The 21,673-nt window shown below is 41.2% G+C and carries 20 protein-coding genes; 4 read left to right on the top strand and 16 right to left on the bottom strand.

Going from position 1 to position 21,673, the window contains the following annotated elements; genetic code table 11:
* The first annotated feature begins 47 nt into the window (after positions 1-47).
* The gene (locus tag MKY17_RS06470; RefSeq protein ID WP_339201520.1) at positions 48-269 is read left to right on the top strand and encodes a hypothetical protein; all 222 of its coding nucleotides are present in this window, start codon (positions 48-50) and stop codon (positions 267-269) included.
* A 41-nt stretch (positions 270-310) separates the two neighbouring features.
* On the opposite strand, the gene MKY17_RS06465 is transcribed toward MKY17_RS06470, so the two are convergent.
* From MKY17_RS06465 to MKY17_RS06455, 3 genes are all read right to left on the bottom strand, one after another.
* Positions 311-493, bottom strand: coding sequence for a ComZ family protein (locus tag MKY17_RS06465; RefSeq protein ID WP_098371297.1), 183 nt, complete (start codon positions 491-493; stop codon positions 311-313).
* A 282-nt stretch (positions 494-775) separates the two neighbouring features.
* Positions 776-1,606 carry a hypothetical protein gene (locus MKY17_RS06460; protein WP_098371298.1) on the bottom strand — a complete coding sequence of 277 codons (831 nt, stop codon included), beginning with the start codon at positions 1,604-1,606 and terminating at the stop codon, positions 776-778.
* A 102-nt stretch (positions 1,607-1,708) separates the two neighbouring features.
* The gene (locus MKY17_RS06455) at positions 1,709-2,431 is read right to left on the bottom strand and encodes an alpha/beta hydrolase (protein WP_098371299.1); all 723 of its coding nucleotides are present in this window, start codon (positions 2,429-2,431) and stop codon (positions 1,709-1,711) included.
* 296 nt (positions 2,432-2,727) lie between these two features.
* Between MKY17_RS06455 and MKY17_RS06450 the strand changes: the two genes are divergently transcribed.
* On the top strand, positions 2,728-2,919 hold the full coding sequence (locus MKY17_RS06450) for a YjzD family protein (RefSeq protein WP_098371300.1): 192 nt from the start codon (positions 2,728-2,730) through the stop codon (positions 2,917-2,919).
* An 85-nt stretch (positions 2,920-3,004) separates the two neighbouring features.
* On the opposite strand, the gene clpB is transcribed toward MKY17_RS06450, so the two are convergent.
* The 5 genes from clpB to MKY17_RS06425 all read right to left on the bottom strand — a co-directional run bounded on the left by clpB (position 3,005) and on the right by MKY17_RS06425 (position 9,728).
* Entirely contained in the window at positions 3,005-5,593 is a 2,589-nt protein-coding gene (gene clpB / locus MKY17_RS06445; protein ID WP_339201517.1) for an ATP-dependent chaperone ClpB, read from the bottom strand.
* A 225-nt stretch (positions 5,594-5,818) separates the two neighbouring features.
* On the bottom strand, positions 5,819-7,018 hold the full coding sequence (locus MKY17_RS06440; RefSeq protein WP_098371302.1) for an FAD-dependent monooxygenase: 1,200 nt from the start codon (positions 7,016-7,018) through the stop codon (positions 5,819-5,821).
* Positions 7,019-7,144: 126 nt separating this feature from the next.
* Complete coding sequence (locus tag MKY17_RS06435) at positions 7,145-8,257, bottom strand: cupin domain-containing protein (protein ID WP_098371303.1); 1,113 nt, start codon at positions 8,255-8,257, stop codon at positions 7,145-7,147.
* Between the two features lie 30 nt (positions 8,258-8,287).
* Complete coding sequence (locus MKY17_RS06430) at positions 8,288-8,779, bottom strand: DinB family protein (RefSeq protein WP_098371304.1); 492 nt, start codon at positions 8,777-8,779, stop codon at positions 8,288-8,290.
* 1 nt (position 8,780) lies between these two features.
* Positions 8,781-9,728 (bottom strand): fumarylacetoacetate hydrolase family protein, encoded by a 948-nt coding sequence (locus MKY17_RS06425; RefSeq protein WP_098371305.1) that lies wholly within the window; start codon positions 9,726-9,728, stop codon positions 8,781-8,783.
* Positions 9,729-10,123: 395 nt separating this feature from the next.
* Here MKY17_RS06425 and MKY17_RS06420 point away from each other — a divergent pair, with 395 nt between their 5' ends.
* The gene (locus MKY17_RS06420; protein WP_098371306.1) at positions 10,124-10,882 is read left to right on the top strand and encodes an IclR family transcriptional regulator; all 759 of its coding nucleotides are present in this window, start codon (positions 10,124-10,126) and stop codon (positions 10,880-10,882) included.
* Positions 10,883-10,934: 52 nt separating this feature from the next.
* Here MKY17_RS06420 and MKY17_RS06415 read toward each other — a convergent pair whose 3' ends face one another.
* From MKY17_RS06415 to argC, 8 genes are all read right to left on the bottom strand, one after another.
* Positions 10,935-11,114, bottom strand: a complete 180-nt coding sequence (locus tag MKY17_RS06415) for a YjzC family protein (RefSeq protein ID WP_034314546.1) — start codon at positions 11,112-11,114, stop codon at positions 10,935-10,937.
* A gap of 123 nt (positions 11,115-11,237) precedes the next feature.
* Positions 11,238-12,197 (bottom strand): ornithine carbamoyltransferase, encoded by a 960-nt coding sequence (gene argF, locus MKY17_RS06410; RefSeq protein ID WP_098371307.1) that lies wholly within the window; start codon positions 12,195-12,197, stop codon positions 11,238-11,240.
* The gene (locus tag MKY17_RS06405; protein WP_098371308.1) at positions 12,194-15,313 is read right to left on the bottom strand and encodes a carbamoyl phosphate synthase large subunit; all 3,120 of its coding nucleotides are present in this window, start codon (positions 15,311-15,313) and stop codon (positions 12,194-12,196) included. Before MKY17_RS06405 ends, argF begins: the two co-directional genes overlap by 4 nt.
* Positions 15,306-16,388 carry a carbamoyl phosphate synthase small subunit gene (locus MKY17_RS06400; protein WP_098371309.1) on the bottom strand — a complete coding sequence of 361 codons (1,083 nt, stop codon included), beginning with the start codon at positions 16,386-16,388 and terminating at the stop codon, positions 15,306-15,308. Before MKY17_RS06400 ends, MKY17_RS06405 begins: the two co-directional genes overlap by 8 nt.
* Before the next feature lie 81 nt (positions 16,389-16,469).
* Complete coding sequence (locus MKY17_RS06395; RefSeq protein WP_098371310.1) at positions 16,470-17,621, bottom strand: acetylornithine transaminase; 1,152 nt, start codon at positions 17,619-17,621, stop codon at positions 16,470-16,472.
* Positions 17,618-18,391, bottom strand: coding sequence for an acetylglutamate kinase (gene argB / locus MKY17_RS06390; protein WP_098371311.1), 774 nt, complete (start codon positions 18,389-18,391; stop codon positions 17,618-17,620). The genes MKY17_RS06395 and argB overlap by 4 nt, the downstream gene beginning before the upstream one ends.
* A 12-nt stretch (positions 18,392-18,403) precedes the next feature.
* On the bottom strand, positions 18,404-19,636 hold the full coding sequence (gene argJ, locus MKY17_RS06385; RefSeq protein WP_098371312.1) for a bifunctional ornithine acetyltransferase/N-acetylglutamate synthase: 1,233 nt from the start codon (positions 19,634-19,636) through the stop codon (positions 18,404-18,406).
* A gap of 16 nt (positions 19,637-19,652) precedes the next feature.
* Positions 19,653-20,690 (bottom strand): N-acetyl-gamma-glutamyl-phosphate reductase, encoded by a 1,038-nt coding sequence (gene argC, locus MKY17_RS06380; RefSeq protein WP_098371313.1) that lies wholly within the window; start codon positions 20,688-20,690, stop codon positions 19,653-19,655.
* 233 nt (positions 20,691-20,923) lie between these two features.
* Here argC and MKY17_RS06375 point away from each other — a divergent pair, with 233 nt between their 5' ends.
* Positions 20,924-21,613, top strand: coding sequence for a Crp/Fnr family transcriptional regulator (locus MKY17_RS06375; RefSeq protein WP_098371314.1), 690 nt, complete (start codon positions 20,924-20,926; stop codon positions 21,611-21,613).
* The last annotated feature ends 60 nt before the right edge of the window (positions 21,614-21,673 follow it).

The following is a 21,673-nucleotide window of genomic DNA, read 5'->3' as shown; positions in this document are numbered from 1 at the left end:
CAAGGGAGATTTAGGACATACATTATAAATAAAAGGAGGAATTCATTGTGGACATCTTCAATCGCAACCGCGAAAGAAACCCGGATGATCATTTTTCGAATTTGATGTTTGGCAGGAAGGCTGAACCGGAGCAAGAGGAATCGAAAGTTGATAACATGCAATTGATGGAGAACGTTGAAACATTGATGGGCTTATACAGTCAATACAAACCGACCATTGATAAAATTAATCTGAACCCATTGATTGCCAAGTTCTTGAAAAAAGAATAAAAATATTAAGGCTGCCGTTTAACCGGACAGCCTTCCTTTAATTAACGCTGAGCATCTTGTTTACCAAGCTCATAAGCTTCTTGCATTACGCTTTTAAAGAGCTCCATGAATGGCTCTGCCATCTCCATTGAGAATGTAATCCCGCTTGCTTCAAGCTTCGCTTTAGCCTCTGGGAAGTATTTCATGGCGATCCCCATAAATTCAAGAGTTTTATCTGAACTCATTCGCGTTTCCCCCCTATCTTTTGAATATTCATCCAATTGATCATTGTGATGCCAAATATAGCTCAATATTATCATAATTCCACAAGACCCATTCGTAAAGGGCGCACATAGAAAATCATGAATATCTTTTGATGTGAATTCCTATCCTTGAACATTATAGTACAAGACATATAGATTAGAGGCAAATATACAGTTTTGCACTTCCCTAATATCGAAACCTATCGATTTCATATTTTCCCGATCATGCACTTCGCCTTCATATTTGGTTATCGCTCTCCCAAGTCAGTCTCGCTTTCTCCACTTTTTAAGTAAGTTTAATCGTTTATTATGTTTTCTTTGTAGAGCAATGCCTTCTTCCGGTTCCATTTTGCATTGCACTTCAAATATTGTTCCTTTATTGATTTTAGTTGTTGAGTGGGAAGTGAATGAATCCATACTTTCACTAAATATTAACCTGGCACATTTATTCCAATGGTCATCAATACTGCTGCACAATTGGATGTCCCTATCGGAAGAGGAGGTAAGCACTGCTTCCAAAGCGTTAACAAAATCAGTGATATAGAGAGCATCTCCGGTATATTCGGCAGCAATTGCCGCATTGATATCAGACTGTCCAAGCTGATTGATTCCAGCTTCAAAGCTCATGCCTTCCGATTGCCAAGGTCCATAAATCGTCGGTAAAAATATGATTTTCGTAGAATCTATTTCACGAATCGAGCTTAATATGGACTGAAATACACAGACATCTTTTTCAATGGGCATGAAAAGTACGAAATTCGGCGTTTCTTCCTTGCCATTTTTGAATTTCTCAATGAATGAAACGATTTCGCCTATCAGAAAATCGATTTTGTCCAATTTTCCGCTTTGAATATCGTAAAGAGATATGAACACCGTGTCCTGCTGTGAAATATCCAATAATTGAAGCTTATTTATCGGAAAGTATATATAATTTGAATTCCTGCCTATTTCAAGTTCCTTTTCTTCCATAATATATTGACTTGCTTCGGAATCAGCCCAATCAATTCCGATTACTTCTTTACCTTGGTTCAAAAAATATTGAGTCACATAGAATCCCACAAATCGATAAGTGCCAATGACAATGTTTGTTTGCATAAATACAGCCTCCTCGTATGCCATCAAGCCCACTTCACCCGGCACGTCTAGTTTTTTTAGATGCTGTATCGTATGCAAACTATTGTAAAAATATATCACTTCTCATAAAATCTCTTCATTCTCATTGAAAAACTTTTGTATTTGATAGGGGATTTTATAACGTTTTTCGGGCAATATATACGTCAGTTGCAAATCTGCTTTCCTAGCCAGCTGGATTTGCCGATAAAGGGAGGCTTGCTCTTTCCGTAAGCTTCCAAAAACCTGAATCACTTTCATGGGGATATTCTCTGCAATAACTGAATCCTCAGTGTCCAGGATATGCTGTTCACATTCTGCTGGATCAAGCTCATATGCAGCAGCAACCTCTGACAGCCACTTTTTAAAGAAGAACTTGTTTTCCTTTTCTTTCTCCAGTTGTGCTTTCAAAGAAAAAACCGGATCAATCAATACGACAGACCGAATTTTATTTCCAAGTTCATTCATTAGCTTTAGGGCAAGTAGTGCGCCTGTCCCCTCTGCCAATATATGAACCCTTTGATTGACTATTTCTTTTTTCATGAAAAGAATATATAGGTTAAGGGAAAGGTCCAGTGCTTTAGGACTGCCCCAGTTGGCTCCGTGAAAATTGGATGAAAATAGCGTGTATCCGTATTTCTTTAAATATTCCAATATCTGCAGCCTGCCAGGATGCTGCAGCCAAAAGCTGCTGTCTTTTTCGACAAAATGACTACGGTCTCCAATTACCATTACGGAAAAACCACTGGGCCGCTCTGGATAATAGATGATATTCCATTGGTCATCAATTTGAAAAGTTCGTTGTTCCATCGTTCAAACTCCTTTAAGGAATATTACTACTACTATATTAATTTATGAAGAAAAATAGAAAGGGTCAGTGGAAACGCCTAACTTCTTATCTTAAATTAACCAAGCATGGACGATTTTTGTTTTAATTTTACCCTATGATTTCCCATTTGGAGTTTGGAACCAACTTGTCTGCCGGAAAAAGTTCTCTTATAATTTAATGTATTGAATTATTTAAAGGTTATTATTAAAAACACGTTTTAACTGTATATTAATTATGGTAAGATAAAAATGAATGTAGTGGAATGAGGTGAAATTCGATGCGTTATGCTTGGGCAATTTTTTGGACATTCTTATTAGTGCATATGACTGTATATGTTGTTTCTTCCATGATCGGACTTTCATACGATGCTGCGCAGGGAACGATTTTAGGATTAGCTGCTGCTATCCTGATTCTTATCATCCCTGCTATCTTGCCTGCCGGGCCAGCTAAAGACTCTCATCAACATTAAGAAGAAGCAAAAGAGGACATCCTTTTTAGGATGTCCTTTTTGTTATACCGTACTTTGCTTACGTGTAAACTACATTTCAACGTTTTTATATGAGGACCAATTCATCATGATCATGATCAATCGTTATTCCTTCTTTAAGCTCAACAGTCCCAGCTATGATTTTACGGGCGATTTTCGTTTCCAGATGCTTTTGGATGAATCGCTTCAGCGGTCTTGCTCCATATACCGGGTCATATCCCTGGTCCGCAATGAATTCCTTAGCCGCTTCTGTGACGTTCAGGACTATATTTTGTTCAGTTAACCTTACCTGTAATTGATGAACCATTTTATCCACGATTTCAACGATTTCTTGTTTCGTCAGAGGTTTGAATAAAACAATGTCATCAACGCGATTTAAAAATTCGGGACGGAAATGGCCTCTTAATTCTTTAAAGACCTGATCTTTTATTTCTTCTTCAATGCCACCATCCTCCCGGTTGGACTGCAATAAGAAATGGGAACCGATATTGGAAGTCATGATGATCACCGTATTTTTACAGTTGATTGTTCTGCCTTGGGAGTCTGTAATCCTTCCATCATCCAACATTTGCAGCAAAATATTGAAGACTTCCGGATGCGCCTTTTCAATTTCGTCTAATAATATGACTGAGTATGGGTTTCTCCTAACAGCCTCCGTAAGTTGGCCTCCTTCCTCAAATCCAACATATCCAGGAGGTGCACCAACAAGGCGTGACACGGAATGTTTCTCCATATATTCCGACATATCGATTCGAATCATATGTTCCTCACTATCGAATAACGTTTCTGCCAAAGCTTTTACCAATTCGGTTTTACCGACACCAGTCGGCCCAAGAAAAATGAATGAACCGATCGGTCTGTTTGGATCTTTAATTCCCGCCCTTGCTCTTAAAACGGCATCGGATACGAGTTCCACCGCTTCTCCTTGACCTATTACGCGTTCATGCAGGATATCAGATAGGCGAAGCAGTTTTTCCCTTTCACTTTCCACCAGCTTGCTTATCGGAATTCCGGTCCACCTTGCAACAATCGAGGCAATTTCCTCCTCCGTCACTTCCTGGCGAAGCAATCGTGATTCCTGTTTTTCCTTTTCCAATTCGTCTTCCATTGTTTCCAATTCTTTTTGAAGCTGTGGAATCCTTCCATGCCGAAGTTCAGCTGCCCGGTTAAGGTCATAGTCATTCTCTGCCTGTTCCAGTTCATGACGCAGTTTCTCAAGCTCTTCACGTTTATCCTGCACCTTCTGAAGCGCTGATTTCTCCATTTGCCACTTGGATTTCATGCTATTCGCTTGATCCTGAAGTTCTGATAGTTCTTTTTGAAGCACTTCCAGCCTTGCCTTGCTTTGAGAGTCCTCCTCGTTTTTCAGGGCCGCTTCTTCAATTTCAAGTTGCATGACTTTTCTCGTGATTTCATCCAGCTCGGATGGCATTGAGTCGATTTCCATTCGAATCATCGCACATGCTTCATCCACAAGGTCTATCGCTTTATCCGGTAAAAACCGCTCCGTTATATATCGGTTCGAAAGGACAGAGGCCGCAACGATCGCCCGATCATGTATCCTGACGCCATGGTGAATTTCAAACCGTTCCTTTAATCCCCGCAAAATTGAAATCGTATCTTCCACATCCGGTTCAGGAACCAGAACCTGTTGGAAACGGCGTTCCAGAGCCGGATCCTTTTCAATATATTGCCGATATTCATCAAGGGTCGTTGCACCGATACAATGCAGCTCACCGCGCGCAAGCATCGGCTTTAACATATTTCCGGCATCAAGTGCGCCATCCGTTCTTCCTGCACCGACAATTGTGTGTAATTCATCAATGAATAAAAGAATTTTACCGTCACTCTTCTTGATCTCATTCAACACCGCTTTTAGGCGTTCCTCAAATTCACCGCGGAATTTGGCCCCTGCAACAAGTGCACTCATATCTAGTGAAAAAACGGTCTTATCCTTTAAACCTTCCGGCACATCCTTCCTGACGATCCTTTGTGCCAACCCCTCGACAATCGCTGTTTTACCTACTCCAGGTTCTCCTATTAATACAGGATTATTTTTCGTTTTACGTGAAAGGATCCGAATGACGTTACGGATTTCCGTATCTCGGCCGATTACTGGATCGACCTTCCCCGATTTAACCTCAGCAACGAGATCTCTGCCGTATTTTTTTAGTACTTCATAAGTGCTTTCAGGATTTTGACTAGTCACTCGCTGATTCCCCCTTATATCGTTTATAACCCGTTTTGCTTTATCATAATCAATTCCATATGATGAAAAAAGCCTGTTTACATTCGTTTTATTGACTTGCAACGACGCAAGCAGTATATGTTCGACGGATAAATATTCATCCTCCCACATTTGCATTTCCTTTTCGGCAGCCGTCAAAATTTGCTGTAGGGAGGTTGACATGTAAACCTGGGAAACACTCCCGCTCACTTCCGGTAATCGATCCAGTTCCTTATTTAGCTCTATATCAAATAGATTCATCGGTTTACCAGATTCCGATAAAATCCTGATTAATAAACTTTCATCCTGTTCCATTAAGGCCTTTAATAAATGCAGCTCCGTCAACTCGGGATTCCCTCTATCTTTGGCTAGTTCCTGGCCGCCAATGAACGCCTGTTGGGTTCTCTCCGTCATATTATTAATATCCATCTTGAAACCTCCCATTCATCTATATCATGAACGAATTATCACTCGGTTTGACCAACTTTGACCTTTATATTTTCATTATACTTCTAATTTTCCCCATGTAAAGGAAAGTTATAAAAAATGCAGGAGGTATGGAGGATAAACGGAAAAAACCTTTCTTCAAAAAGAAGAAAGGCAGACCCATTTGTAAAATGCATAAAATCCCTGATTTGGATGAAACAAAACGACTTATGCTTTTACGGCCGTTTTATTATAACCATGAAATTCATCGACGAATTGGAAATCTTTATCCGTGCGACCTGCAAGGATCGTATCTCTGAGCAGAATGCCTGCATCGGTCGTATTGTGGATGATTTCCCCCCACATTCTTGCACTCGTTTGAACATTAGCTGTACGCGGAATGCGTTCCTCTTGATATTCCAAAAATGCCTGTTCAATGTCATTTCCATGCTTATGAAGCATATCCGACAAATAAGCTGCATCTTCTAAAGCCTGGCAAGCCCCTTGTGCCAAGTATTGGAGCATCGGATGTGCCGCATCGCCCGTAAGCGTAATTCTTCCTTTACTCCAATTATCAATTGGTAACCGGTCATACATCGGCCAGCGGCGTTGCCTTTGAATGAATGAAATCGCATTCTGAACAAGCTCACAAGTTCCGGCAAATACACTGTCCATTTCTTCCGGGGTTCCCCATTGATCGGTTTTTTCGTTTTCTTCCGTGTATTGAGAACTTTTGAACACCACTACTTGGTTGTATAGTTCCCCCCTTCTAACCGGGTATTGAACAAGATGAAGGTTTGGCCCAATCCACATATACACATCATCTAAATCTCCATGGCTCGTAACCTCTTCCATCGGAATCGCTCCCCTGTATGCAACATATTGAGAGCAGATCGGTTGATCTTCCACAAAAAGTTTCCGTGCCTTGGACCATAATCCATCGGCTCCAATGACAGCAGTTCCTGAATGTTTAGACCCGTTGGCTGAAGTAACCGTAACTTCACCTTCATTTTCTACTGTTTCAATAATGGTTTGGTTCGTAACCAGTTCAATATACGGGTTATTTTCACAAGCTTCAGCCAGTACTTTATGCAAATCGGAACGATGCAAGACAACATATGGCGCTCCATATCTTTCTTTATAAACATCACCTAAATCCAAAGCGGAAAGCTCTTTGCCGGAAAAGGCATCCATCAGCACCAATCTTTTTGGAAATACTGCAATTTCATTGATTTTATCCATGACGCCTAAACGCTGCAATACGTTGGTGGCATTTGCTGCAAGCTGAATCCCTGCACCAATTTCTCCAAATTCGGGAGCTTGTTCAAGGACCTTTACATACTGTTTAGTTTCTGCGATTCCTAAAGCAGTTGCCAAACCGCCAATTCCCCCACCGATAACTATGAATGGTTTTTTTTCTGTGCTCATCATCAATTCCCCCTATATTAGTTGCTTTTAGCCAATGTTGCGGACAATGCCACAGTAAGCGTTTTCATTCGGCTGGCATTCCATATATTCATCAGGATCAAGCTGAAAGTCCCAAACAGATTACTTTTAAACCAAAACAGGCTTGAATTCACTTTCAATCTTTTGGTAACCATTGTTTGTGTCTAATGCCTGTTGCTGTTCCAAATCAAATCTCTCCATTATTGGTAGGTCGTTTACCGAGAATAAGTAAGAATCCGCTTCTGCAACGTGCTCATGCCATGCCCAATTCGGAACGACGAAATAATCTCCCTTGGACCAGTCAAAACGCACTCCATTAATAACTGTATAGCCTGATCCTTGGTGCACTTGATAAATTGTGGAATGGGTATGGCGATGCGCTTTCGTATGGAAACCTTTAGGAAGTTTCTGCATCCATGCCCCCATCGTCGGATTGGCCGTTTGGCCATTTGACGGATTGATATATTCCACTGCGAAACCTTCATATGGGTCCGGTTCGAAATTCATTAATCCTTCTATCGCTGCTTTTGTGCCTTTCCACTTGTAATTGGCAAGCGGTGCCACTTGTGAATAACGGTCGGATACTGGACGAACCATCCCGCCTTGATAACGGAGCTCTGAAAAATTATCCGGACGTTTAGGCGTTTCAATCCGATCTGGATATGGTTCAAAGAAAGTGCCACCTATGGAATAGATGGTTGGGATATCAAGGGCATCCATCCAAATCATTGGTTTTTCGCCTACATGTCCATGACCATGCCATAGGTTTTTAGGCGTGATCAAGAAATCTCCTTCTTCCATGAATATCCTTTCTCCCTGCACGATGGAGTAGGCACCTTCACCATTCGTAATGAAACGAAGTGCACTTTGGGAGTGACGGTGGGAAGGGGCCACTTCACCTGGCAACAATAGCTGAACTGCTGCATAAAGCGTTTGTGTCGTTGAAGCCCATCCCCAAGGCTGGCGATAAGTAAGGCCAGGGTTTTGAAAATAAATGGCCCTGCGCTCCCCTCCTCGGTCAGGTGTGAAGATTTCAGCTGCTTCCATCAATTTTTTTGTCAAAAGCTCTTCTTTCCATAAATAAGCATGTGCATGAGGTTTAGGTTCATGGTCCATCAAAGCGGGAATGGCTTCCCACAGTGGCCCAAGGTTATACTGCTGAATATCCTTTGTAAAATCTTTTACGATTGTACTGTTCATGTATTCCGATTTTTCAGCCATATTAATCCCTACTTTCTTTTTTATCTTTCCTCACTGGATTTTAGAAAGATTTCGCTTAATTTGATCATAGTGTCCTGAAACATGCTCATCGATGAAGTGATCGACTATATAAGAAACTGGTTTGTTTCCGAATTTAGCGAAATTCCGGTGTGGCGATTCTTTGGATAGTGTTTCTTCATCTAAATTCCCCAGACTGCTCTCCACTTTATATTTAAGCTCCTCCACTTGCTTCATAACATCCTCTACAGCAATTTTGTCAGTATCGGTAACTGCTGCCAATCGGGCTGGATCTTGCAATCCACGCCCCCATTTGGCTCCAGGCATCGCTATTACAGTTTCCACTTCACCTAACCAATAAGGAATGGCCTCAGCTAAATGGGAAAGTATCTGCATGATAGACCATTCATCATCTGCCGGCTTAAATCGGATCGTTTCTTCCGGTAGGTTTGCCGCTGTCTCAAGAATGTGGTCGATTGATTGTTGAACCGATTGGATTGATGTCCCGATCTCCTGATAAGCCATTTTATTTTCCCTCCCCGACACGTCGAACACGATTTTCAAGATAACCTATTTTGTCGATTTCGATTTTGACAACGTCACCATCTTTTAAGAACACTTGTGGATCACGGGCTACTCCTACCCCACCAGGTGTTCCTGTGAGTACGATGTCACCTGGTTCAAGAGTCATTAAATTCGATAAGAATTCAACTAAATACTTCACATCGAATACGAAGTTGGATGTATTCGTTTTTTGGCGTTCTTCACCATTTACCGTTAATCGGACATTTAAGCCAGATGGATCGGATAGTTCATCGGAAGTGACTAACCAAGGCCCCATCGGAGCACTTCCTTCAACCGTTTTCCCTTGAAGCCACTCAAGTGTACGCCGTTGGATATCACGGTACGTTACATCATTCGCAATTGTATAACCAGCCACATACTCAAGAGCATCTTCTTTTGATACATTACGTGCCCTTTGTCCGACTACAAAAGCGAATTCCGCTTCATAATCTAGTTGTTCAGAGATTGGGAAAAACGGTATATCATCCTGGGGACCGATTACTGTATTGGCGAACTTTGCGAATACCACAGGGAATGGCGGCAGTTCACGACCCATTTCAGCAATGTGCTCACGGTAGTTATGTCCGACACAAATAATTTTGCCTGGCTTTTGGACAGGAGCCTCAAGCTTTATATTTTCAATTTCATGCACCAATTTATGTCTGAAGGAATCACGATTGTTAATAGCATAGTCCGCAGCCTTTTTCGCGATGGAAAGGCTTTCATTCCCTCCCTGTAAAAACGCCTCCATTGTTGCAGGGACATACGCTTCAGCGATTTGTTCACTGCGAAGTTTCCCTTCGCTTTCAAGAAGCGCTTGATAGGCATAGTTCAAGTCAACTACTACATTATTCGGGTAAATTGCACCAATACGTTTAAATCCTTGAATGCTGAAAGTTACTAATCTCATATTTCATTCTCCTTTATTAATCCGGATTTTTTAAAAACCTCTTTTTGATGCCACCATCCTAATTCTGCTGGATTCACTTCACAAACCAGAATTTGAACGGCTATACATCTTACTAATTTTACTTATAGATAACTTTGTTCACTATTTATATAAATAATAACTTAATTTTCGGAATACTGTCAAGAAACTATTGCAAATTTTTGTGCAAATGTTATCATCTACACCATTATGAGTACTTCGGAATCAATTTTAAAATCCGCTAAATTTATTTATTTAAAAGGAAAAGTATATTGATAGCTTCAAGCAGCAGGCGGTTTTTCGTGCTAAATTTCATTTATATTTTACAGATTCTGATATACTAGACCTAAATTAAAACAGATTAGGGAGATTGACTTATGGAAATCGTAAAATCCGGTTCGACGATTCAATCATTACAAATAGGGATGGGCATCATAGATTTACTTGCTTCCCAAAGGACTCCTTTAAGATTCTCTGATATTCAAGAATTAACGGAAATAACGAAAAGTAACCTCTATAAGTATTTGAATACTTTGACTCAGCTTGAGTTGCTATATCGTGATAAGACAACCGGTATGTATCACCTTGGGAGCAAACTGATTCAATACGGCATGGCAGCGATAGGAAATGAGGATGTCACGAGCAGAATAACTCCTTATTTACAGGAAATCAGTCACCATACTTCTTGCACAGTCCTTTTTTCCGTTTGGACATACGATGGACCAATCACGGCGAAAATTTGGAATTCCAACCAAAACTTAAACATCGGGGCACAGTTAGGTACGCGTCTTCCGCCATCATCCTCATCCGGAAAGGTATTCACTGTTTTTCAGGATCCTTCCTTGACAGCCGAATGGATTGAAAAAGATCGTAATGTTACAGGCTCGTTCCTTAAAGAAACAGATGAATATCATGAAATTCGGAGATACAAAATAGCTTTTGCCAAAGAGCCTCTTGTACCTTCTGTTTCCTCCATGTCCATTCCGGTTTTTAATTATAATTCAGAATTGTTGGGAGCGATCACTGCCGTTGGGTTCACCGAAAGCATTCCAGATCATTATGATGATCCCTTAAGCGACTATTTAAGAAAGAGCTGTTTGGAAATCTCGAAAATATTCGGTTATTCCGCTGAATAGAAAAAAGCAGGAAAAAGGATGCGATCATTCCTTTTTCCTGCTTTTAGATGTTTCATGGCTTCCGCTTATATGTCCAGATCCGGTTATGATTGGATGTTTCAGGAAAAGAATCCCCTGCATCAAGCTTTACCATTTTCGGATTCACTACCGTGCTGCCCGTTTCACCGATTTCTACGTAGGTCCCATTATTAGGTGCCTTCTGACCCGGCTTAAATTGACGATTTTGCCCCATAGATCTCACCCCTTTACATGCTTTCCCTGTTATTATTACCAGGTTCCTTTCTTTCATGTCAGAAAAATTAGGAAAGTGGCTTGAATCAAAAAGGCATCTGCTCAGAGAGCAAACGCCTTTTTTTTAAGACATTAAGTCCACCAGGACCGCCTTTTGGGCATGAAGACGATTTCCGGCTTGGTGGAAAACGACGGAATTAGGTCCATCGATGACTTCAGCCGTTACCTCTTCTTCCCTGTGTGCAGGCAGGCAATGCATGAATAAGTAATCTTTTTTAGCAAGTTTTACAAGTTCACTATTGATTTGATAATCTTTAAAAGCTTCTAAGCGGATACCATTCTCGAATTCCTGCCCCATGGAGGTCCAAACATCGGAATAGACGATATCCGCATCTTCTATAGCTTCCGAAGCGGAGGTCGTGACCACAATTTCACTGCCAGTTTCTTCTGCCACTTTTTGAGCATAGGCGACGACCTTTTCATCAGGTTTGTAGGCCTCAGGACACCCAATGGAAAAATCCATTCCCATTTTTGCACAGCCTACCATCAATGAATTGGCAACATTATTGCCATCACCGATATAACTCATCTTCAAGCCTTTTAACTTCCCTTTTATCTCGATGATTGTCAAGAAGTCTGCAAGCACCTGACAAGGATGCGCAAGATCTGTTAATCCATTGATGACTGGGATAGAGGCATTTTCTGACAATTCCAGGATTTTTTCATGCTCGAAGGTACGAATCATGATGCCATCAATATATTCAGAAAGGACTTTTGCAGTATCGGAAATAGTTTCACCACGCCCAATTTGCAAGTCATTGCCACTTAAGAACAAAGCGTGTCCGCCAAGCTGCATCATGCCTACTTCAAAAGATACACGGGTACGGGTAGACGATTTTTCAAAGATCATCCCTAGCGTTTTCCCTTTTAAAGGCGTATATTCTTCACCAGCATGCAATTTGGCTTTAATGGCCTGCGCTAGCTTTAACAAATCTGCAATTGCCGTTGGTGCAGACTCCTTCATGGTTAAAAAATCTTTTCCATTTAAAATCTTCGCTTGTGTCGGTGCCGTCATTGAACTCATACGTGTGACACTCCTTTCGAATATGGTACAAGCCATTCCTGAAGCGAGGTAACCCCTGGATCAGCATTTTCTAACGATTGTAGATAGGCCTTGAAAGTCTCTTCTTCCGTAAATGCAAGCAGTCGGTATTTCGCTGCAAGTAACCTTAGCTTCTTATCTTCTTCCGTTGTTCCATATGCCAAAACGACTGCCGCGTTTCCTTCATTTAACCATTTATCAAAATCTGAATTCCCCAATGTCAAACCCGCTTCTTTGATTTGCATTAACAAATCTTCACTTAATTGGACTGATTCTGATTGATAAACTCCTGTAGTATGTTTAGCTTTTTGAGCATGGAATACTTTGGTCAACGCTTCATTTACCGTTTCTCCAATGGCGATTCCTTCACCTGTTGATTTCATTTCCGGACCTACTTTCGAATCAAGTCCGCTAAGTGCAAATGTAGAGAATACTGGATATTTGACGACAGCATATGGAATTTCCTCCATTAAGCCTGTTTTATCGAACACATTCGACAATGAATATTTCCCGAGCAATATTTTTGTCGCTATTTGCACCAAGGATACATCAGTCACTTTACTGATGATTGGAATTGTCCGGCTGGCGCGAGGATTCACTTCCAATACATATACACTATTTCCCTCAATCACGAATTGGATGTTCATGAGTCCTTTATACCCAAGTTCCCTAACTAGTTTTTTAGCATAAAGGGTCATTTTATCTTTGATATCATCCGTTAAGGATTGAGCTGGCAATAATGCCATGCTATCCCCTGAATGGACGCCTGCTTTCTCTATATGTTCTGCAATGATGGGAATGTATACTTCATTTCCATCCGCAATCAAATCGATTTCGGCTTCCTTCCCTGGAATATAGGAATCGATCAACACGGGATATACAAGTGCCGATCCATTTGCGATTCTATTCAATAAGCTTTCCTTGGAGCGGATGATTTCCATTCCCTGGCCGCCAATTACGTAGGATGGACGTAAGAGCACTGGAAAACCGATTGCCTCTGCACTGGCAATTAATTGTTCTTCACCATTAGCCATTGAACCCGGTACATGGGGGATATCCAGTTTTTGAAGAAGCTGATAAAAACGATCACGGTCTTCCAATTGATCAAGTGTATCGAATGAAGTCCCCAACAAATTGACACCGTATTCTTCCAGACCTTTTGCCAAGTTTATCGCAGTCTGCCCACCGAATTGGACGATAACATCTTCAATATCTTCCGCCTCTATTACATTCAGAACATATTCAAGAGTTAAAGGTTCGAAATATAGGCGGTCTGCCGTCGCAAAATCCGTGCTTACCGTTTCCGGGTTATTATTGATCATGATCGTTTCGACATTTTCATCCTGGAGTGCATAAACACCGTGAACCGAACAATAATCAAATTCAATTCCCTGTCCGATGCGGATCGGACCGCTGCCAATCATCAACACTTTCTTTTTAGCCGTTTTTTTCTGTTCGTTCTCACCAAAATATGTTGAATAATGATAGTTCGTATGTGATTCGAACTCGGCTGCACATGTATCAACCGTTTTGTAGACAGCAGTTACGCCCAGTGATTTCCGGTGTGCTCTCACTTCCATTTCATTTACTTTCCATACGGAAGCAAGATAGCGATCTGAAAAGCCCTTTTCCTTGTAAGATTGAAGTTCTTCCCTTGTTATCTGATCGATTTCCTTAGCTTCAATTTCCATTTCGTTTTGGATCAATGAAGCAAAGGATTTAAGGAAGAAATAATCTATTGCTGTCGCTTCATGGATTTCTTCAATCGTCACACCTTTTCTAAGCATTTCAAAAATGACAAAGATTCGTTCATCAGATTTTTCGGCAAGCTTTCCCCAAAGTTCAGGAACCGTTTTATTTTTCAGCGATGATAGCTGCAGCCCAATCGTTTTCAATTCCAAAGAATCGACGGCCTTTTGGACTCCACCCTCAAAGCTGCGGTGTAAAGCCATCACTTCACCAGTCGCCTTCATCTGTGTTCCCAATTTGCGGTTGGCGGTCGTGAATTTATCGAATGGCCACCTCGGGAACTTCACAGCTACATAGTCAAGAGCAGGTTCGAAGCTTGAATATGTGCTTTTCGTTACAGGGTTGATGAGCTCCGATAAATCGTAGCCGACAGCGAGCTTTGCAGCTATGCGGGCTATGGGATAACCTGTTGCTTTGGAAGCTAGTGCCGATGAACGGCTGACGCGCGGGTTTACTTCTATTAAATAATATTGCTTGCTATTAGGATCAAGTGCAAATTGAATGTTACAGCCGCCAATGATACCTAAAGCAGAAATGATTTTAATGGAAGCGGCACGCAGCATCTGAAACTCATCGTCCGATAAAGTCTGTGATGGTGCCACGACGATCGAATCACCTGTATGAATCCCTACCGGATCGATATTTTCCATATTACAGATGGTGATGCACGTATTGTTGCCATCTCGCATAACTTCATATTCTACTTCCTTATAACCAGCTATGCTTCTTTCAATCAAGCATTGTGTTATTGGGCTTTCTTGCAGTCCGCCCCGTACAAGTTCCTTAAAGGTATCCAGTGAATCAGCAATCCCACCGCCAGTTCCACCAAGTGTATAAGCGGGACGAACGATGATGGGGAAACCGATTTTGCCGGCAAATGCCAACGCTTCTTCAAGAGTATGAACAATTGTACTATCGGGAACGGGTTCACCTATTTCAAACATCAGCTCACGGAACAGTTCACGATCCTCCCCTTTTTTGATGGAGTCGATCGGAGTTCCCAATAATTTGACTTTATATTTTTCAAGTACTCCAGCATCATCCAATTGATAAGCAAGATTCAATCCTGTTTGACCGCCTAATGTAGCGAGCAGGCCATCCGGCTTTTCTTTGGAAATGATCTTTTCCAGTACATCAACTGTTAAAGGTTCGAAATAGACAGCATCCGCATTCATATCATCAGTCATGATCGTTGCAGGATTGTTGTTGACCAGTATGACTTTATATCCTTCTTCCTTTAAAGCAAGGCAGGCCTGTGTACCTGCATAATCGAATTCGGCGGCCTGCCCGATGACAATCGGCCCCGAACCAATCACTAAAATGGTCTGTATCGTGTCGTCCTTAGGCATAAGCTTTTTCTCTCCCGCTATAATCATTTATCATTTGTAAAAAGTCGTTGAATAGTAATGAACTCTCGATAGGTCCTGGATTTGCCTCTGGGTGGTACTGGGTAGTGAAGATTGGCAAGTCTTCATGCATGAGCCCCTCAACCGTGTTATCATTCACGTTTCTGAATCTCACTTGCAGCGATGTTCCTTGTAAGCTCGGTTCATCAACCTCATAACTATGGTTCTGCGAACTCATATACACCTTTTTCGTTTTCAAATCGACCACGGGCTGATTCGCACCGCGATGCCCAAACAGCATTTTTTTGGTATTTCCACCTAAGGCAAGGGCCGTTAATTGATGACCGAGGCAAATGCCCATCGTTGGAAAATTCGTAATGATCTTTTTTATGTTTCCTAAAAGGTATTCAAGCTGTTTTGGATCCCCAGGCCCATTTGAAAGCAAAATACCATCTGGCTTCAAGTCCTTGATTTGTTCGAATTCAGTATCGAATGGTACGACAGAGACTCGGCAGCCTTGCTCGACCAATGAATCCAATATGGATTTTTTATAGCCGAAATCCATCATTACCACGTGCTTGTCGCCTTCCCCAAAACTCTCGACAACCTTTGTGGATACCTCAGCAACGTGGGCTGATAAACCAACCAGGCCGGGTACGGCAGTGTATTCTTCTTCCGCTGTGATGACTGCCTGCATGGAACCTTCCTGTCTTATATTCTTAACGACCGCTCTTGTGTCAACATGGCTTAAAAGAGGAATGTTCCACTTGTCTAAATATTCTCCAAGTGAATATTTAGCTTGATAATGGGAATGGCTCATATTTCCTTCATATACAATCACACCGGCAACATGCGGCTTCTTACTTTCAAAATCATGTTCATTGATTCCATAATTTCCGATCAGTGGGTATGTGAAGATGACAATCTGGTCCTTATACGAAGGATCTGTCAACACTTCTTGATATCCGGTCATTCCTGTGAAAAAGACAATCTCTCCAGTGATTGTTTTTTCAGTCGCTTTAGTCAGCAGTTCCCCTTCAAAGACGGAACCATTCTCTAAATATAGATAGCTTTTCATGATCTTCACCTCTTTAGATGATGTATATTTATATATACGATAGCATAATTATTCATTTTGTTCCATAAAAATTCAATAAATTTAGATAGTTTGTTTTATTCCCAATACTTTTTTTATTTTATTTATCGCCATATCGATCTCCGATTCGGTAACTGTCAGGGATGGGAGTAAACGAAGCACTTTAGGACCTGCACTCAATACAAGTAAGCCCTCTTCTTGCAGTTCCATTAAAAACACCTGAACATCTTGTTTACATTCAATTCCGACCATCATTCCCAGACCGCGAATCTCTTTCACTTCTTCCATGTCCTTCAATGCTTTTGCCAATTCGCTCCCAAGGTATTCAGCCTTTTTAACGGTTTCTTTTAAAAAACCTGATTGGAAAATTTCCTTTAACACGGCTTCGGCCGCCGAAACACTAACGGGATTACCTCCAAAAGTGGATCCATGACTTCCAGGGTTAAAGAACTCAGACAGCGCTTCCTTCCCAATCATTGCACCGATTGGCAGGCCATTTCCCAGCCCCTTTGCTGAAGTGATGATGTCCGGTTGGATATTGAAATGCTGGAATGCAAATGGTTTCCCTGTACGCCCTATCCCAGTTTGAATTTCATCTATGATAAGGAGAGCTCCGTGTTTTTGGCATTGTTTTTGAATCGTGTCCAGATATGATTGCTGTACAACATGGATGCCGCCTTCTCCTTGAACTATTTCAATCATTACAGCTGCCGTATTTTCATCGATGGCTGCTGTCATGGCGTCATTATCATTAAATGGAACATAGTCGAACGAAGCTAGCATCGGTCCGAAACCGGTCTTGATTTTTTCCTGCCCCGTTGCAGCCATCGTTGCAAACGTACGGCCGTGGAAAGACTGCTGACATGTGACAATTTTGCTTTTCCCGGTAGCTTTACGTGCTAGTTTGATAGCTGCCTCATTTGCCTCGGCACCGCTGTTGGCAAAGAACACCTGACTTAAACCAGAGGCATCAGCCAGCATTTTTGCTGTCCGTTCCTGTAGGGAACTTTGAAACATATTCGATACATGCCAATATTTATTTAGCTGTTCCGTGACGGCCATTTTTACCAACTCATGACAATGTCCAAGATTCAAAACCCCGATTCCGGATGTGAAATCAAGATACTCTTTACCTGCTGCACTCGTAATCTTCAACCCTGACGCTTTTCTTGGCTCAATGTTCCACCTTGCATATGTTGGAAATAAATTACTCATTGAAATACCCCTTCTTCCTGAAGAAATTTCGTACCGATGAATTGTCCGTCTTGATAAAAATGATCTTTCCCACTAACGATCATCACTTCTTCAATCCCTTTATTCAGTACCGACAACGCTGTAGTGACTTTCGGGATCATTCCCCCATGGATGCTTCCATCCCTTATTAAATTCTTCGTTTCCGTTTCATTCAATCTCTCAATGATCTGCCCATTTTTCAAAACCCCTTTAACATCTGTCACAAATAAACACATATCGGCCGATAGTGCCTTCGCTACAGACCCTGCAGCCATATCGGCATTCACATTTAATTTAGTGCCTTCTTCGGTAGTTGAAATGGGCGTCAATACCGGACAATAACCTTTTTCGAATAAAAGTCCGAATAATTCCGTATTGACTTGTTGTATTTCACCAACAGCTCCAAGTTTCTTTTCATCGATATAATCACCTGTGAGAATTCCACCGTCCGAGCCATTTAAACCGATTGCCTTGATGCCGTGGGATTCCAATTTATGAACGAGGCTGCGGTTCGATTTGCCTGCCAGCATAAGTTCCACAATTTCCAGCACTTCTGTGGTCGTTTTTCTTAAACCATCTTCAAATACTGGATCAATTTCAAATTTTTCAAGCATTGAATTTATATCAGGGCCGCCTCCATGCACAAAGACAATATGGTACCCGCGGTCTTGTAACTCTTTAACACTATTGAAAAACGACTCCGATAACTCATTTATGATGCTGCCGCCGCACTTTATGACTAATATGTCCATACTTTTCACCTCTTACGAACGATAGCTCCCGTTTATTTTCACATAATCATAGGTTAAATCGCAGCCCCATGCCGTGCCTGATTCATTACCATCTTTCAAATAAACATTAATGATGATACTTTCATTTTCCAAGTATGCTTTGGCTTCTTCCTCAGAAAACATTACCGGCTCACCATCATTAAGTACGACGATATCACCAAAAACGATCGTTGTTTGATCCGGATTGAATTCCACTCCGCTTCTTCCCATCGCAGCAATGATTCGTCCCCAGTTTGCATCCGCTCCAAAAGCTGCCGTTTTCACTAGATTTGACCCAACGATCGTCTTCGCCATCATCTGTGAATCTTGCTTCGTAGGCATGCCATGAACATTCACTTCTATCAGTTTTGTGGCACCTTCTCCGTCTTTCGCAATTTGTTTGGCGAGATTTTCGGAAGTTTGTTTTAATAATTCCAGGAAAATGGACCATTCAGGATGGTCAGGTGTCAATGGTTCATTGTTCGCTTCTCCATTCGCGAGCACTAACACCATGTCGTTCGTTGAACAGTCACCATCAACCGTGATTTGATTGAATGTATCATTTGTAATGGAGGAAAGTGCCTGCTGTAAATCATCCGGTTCAATTACAGCATCCGTCGTAATGAAACCAAGCATTGTGGCCATGTTTGGATGAATCATTCCCGAACCCTTCGCAGCACCGCCCATTTTCACGGTTTTTCCGTCAATAATCGTTTCATAACCACAGCTCTTCGTTACAATATCCGTTGTTAAAATGGCTGTACCAAAAGCTTCAGCAGCTTCAGGTGTATTTTCTGGCTGCAATGACTCTATGCCTTTTTTTACTTTTTCCATTTCCATGAATTCACCTATGACTCCCGTTGAAGCCACTGCAAATGAATGGTCCTCCAAACCGAACTTTTGAGCCGCTAGCTTCCTCATTTCATTTGCATCTTTTAAACCCTGTTCACCTGTACAAGCATTCGCACAAGCACTATTCACTACAATGCCGTGAAGTTTTCCATTAACGGCTATGCTATCTTTCGTTACATTGATTGGAGCGGCTTGAACTACATTTTGTGTATAAACCGCCGCGGCTGATGCTGGGACATCGGTAAAAATGATGCCAACGTCCTTTTTAGAATAGCGTAATCCTGCATGAACACCTGACGCTTTGAACCCTTGGGGCATTAAAATGTTTCCTTCTTGAATTTGTTTGATTTCTTCAACTGGCTGTAATGTTTTCATTATTTTCCTCCAAAGTTTACGGATATAGCGGACTGTTCCATAGTCCTGCCGTTTCTTCTAGTCCCATTAATATATTTGCATTTTGAATGGCCTGCCCTGCAGCACCCTTCACTAAATTATCAATAACTGAAACCACCGTTACCTTACCTGTTCTTTCATCATAATCAACGCCTATGTCGCAAAAGTTCGATCCATATACTTGTTTCGTGGATGGAAAGCGATCAAGGGGCTGTACTCGGACAAATGGGTGGTTCTCGTAAACGGTTTCGTATAAATCCCTTAATTCAACATTTGAGGTTTCCCGATTAACCTTTATATACATCGTCGCCATAATCCCTCTTGTCATTGGAACAAGATGGGTATTGAAGGTAATAGGCTGTAGACCTGTTGACCATCTCCCAAGCTGTTGTTCGATTTCCGGTATGTGTTGATGTTGATTTACCTTATATATCTTAAAGTTCTCATTCATTTCACTATAATGGGTGACTGCCGAAAGTGATTTACCCGCCCCGGAAACCCCGGATTTTGCATCGATGATCACATCGGCAGCTGCTCCGGCCAATCCTTCAGTGAATAAAGGGGCAAGACCTAATAGTGATGCGGTTGGGTAGCACCCTGGATTTGCAATAATCGTTGCTTTTTTTATTGCTTCGGCATTCCATTCAGACAATCCGTATACGGCTTCTTCAATAATGTGCTGAGGAGCTGCTGGTTTTTTATACCAGTGTTCATATTCACCTGGAGTTTGAAGCCTGAGGTCTCCTGATAGGTCGATTACTTTAATGTCAAGGTCAGAAAATTCCGAAATCAATTGCGAGGAAACACCAGAAGGAGTTGCAAGAAATACAATATCGGATTTTTTTGCAATCGCCTCCGGGTCAATTTCTTCTAATTTGTCTTTCATATGCATTAAATGTGCATTTTCTTCAGATAAACTTCGGCCAAATTGGGAAGAAGTATGCAATGATTTTATTTTAAATTGCGGATGATTATTCAAAAATCTTATTAGTTCCATTCCTCCATAACCCGTTGCACCTACTATTGATACGTTCATAAAACCATCTCCTATAATTTCAGGTCCCTGTCATTCTTTGATTCTATTATTATAAGACTGAATAAAAATAAAATCAAATGTATTTTTATAAAATTCTAAACTAAAATTTTAAATGAAAAATTATCCATAAAAACTCCTAGAATTATCCAAAGTTGTTGACTACTAGTGCTTTTTCCGTTTAAATCAAAGGTAGTGATTGAGTTTTAACGGCATTTGGAAAGGTGGTCATTTGCATGAATGAATTATCGTTATCTAATCGGATGCATTCAATTTTAGATAATAAACAGCAAGTTAAACATATGGAAAAAGGGCGCTATCTTTTTCAGGAGAGCACCCCAGCAAGTGATTTGTATTACATTTTAAAAGGTAAAGTAGAAGTGAGTAAGGTTGTTCCTGACGGTCGGGAATTAACTATACGCATTAGTTCGGAGAATGATTTGGTTGGGGAAACTGTCTTATTTTCTCCAAATCCTAAATATATGATGAATGCAAAGATGATGGAAGATGGAACTGTTGCGGTAATTTCCAAAGAAGCATTAGAAGAGAAAATCGCCTCAGATAGCCACCTTGCAGTCGAGATGATGACATGGTTATCGGCTCAAAACCGTAAAAATCAGGCTAAATTCCGCGATATGCTCCTGCACGGCAAGAAAGGTGCCTTTTACTCCACCCTTATCCGTTTATCAAATAGTTATGGCACTGAAGCAGAAGACGGTAAAGTTATCAATCTTCCCTTTACAAACCAAGAACTCGCCAATTTTTGCGGCACATCCCGCGAGGTAGTCAATCGAATGCTCGCTCAATTAAGGAAAAACAATGTCATCTCCATTAAAAAGGGACGCATTACGATTCTTGACTTTGACTTTTTGAAACAGGAAATCGACTGTGAAAACTGTCCAATAGAAATCTGTACCATCGATTAAATCCCACATAAAAAGCAGTAAATACATAATGCCTTACTGACCTTAAAATGATCGGCGTTT

Source organism: Peribacillus sp. FSL P2-0133 (genome assembly GCF_037975445.1).
GTDB lineage: Bacteria > Bacillota > Bacilli > Bacillales > DSM-1321 > Peribacillus > Peribacillus simplex_E.
The sequence above is the reverse complement of the archived record's forward strand: the minus strand, read 5'-3'. Positions and strand labels throughout refer to the sequence as shown.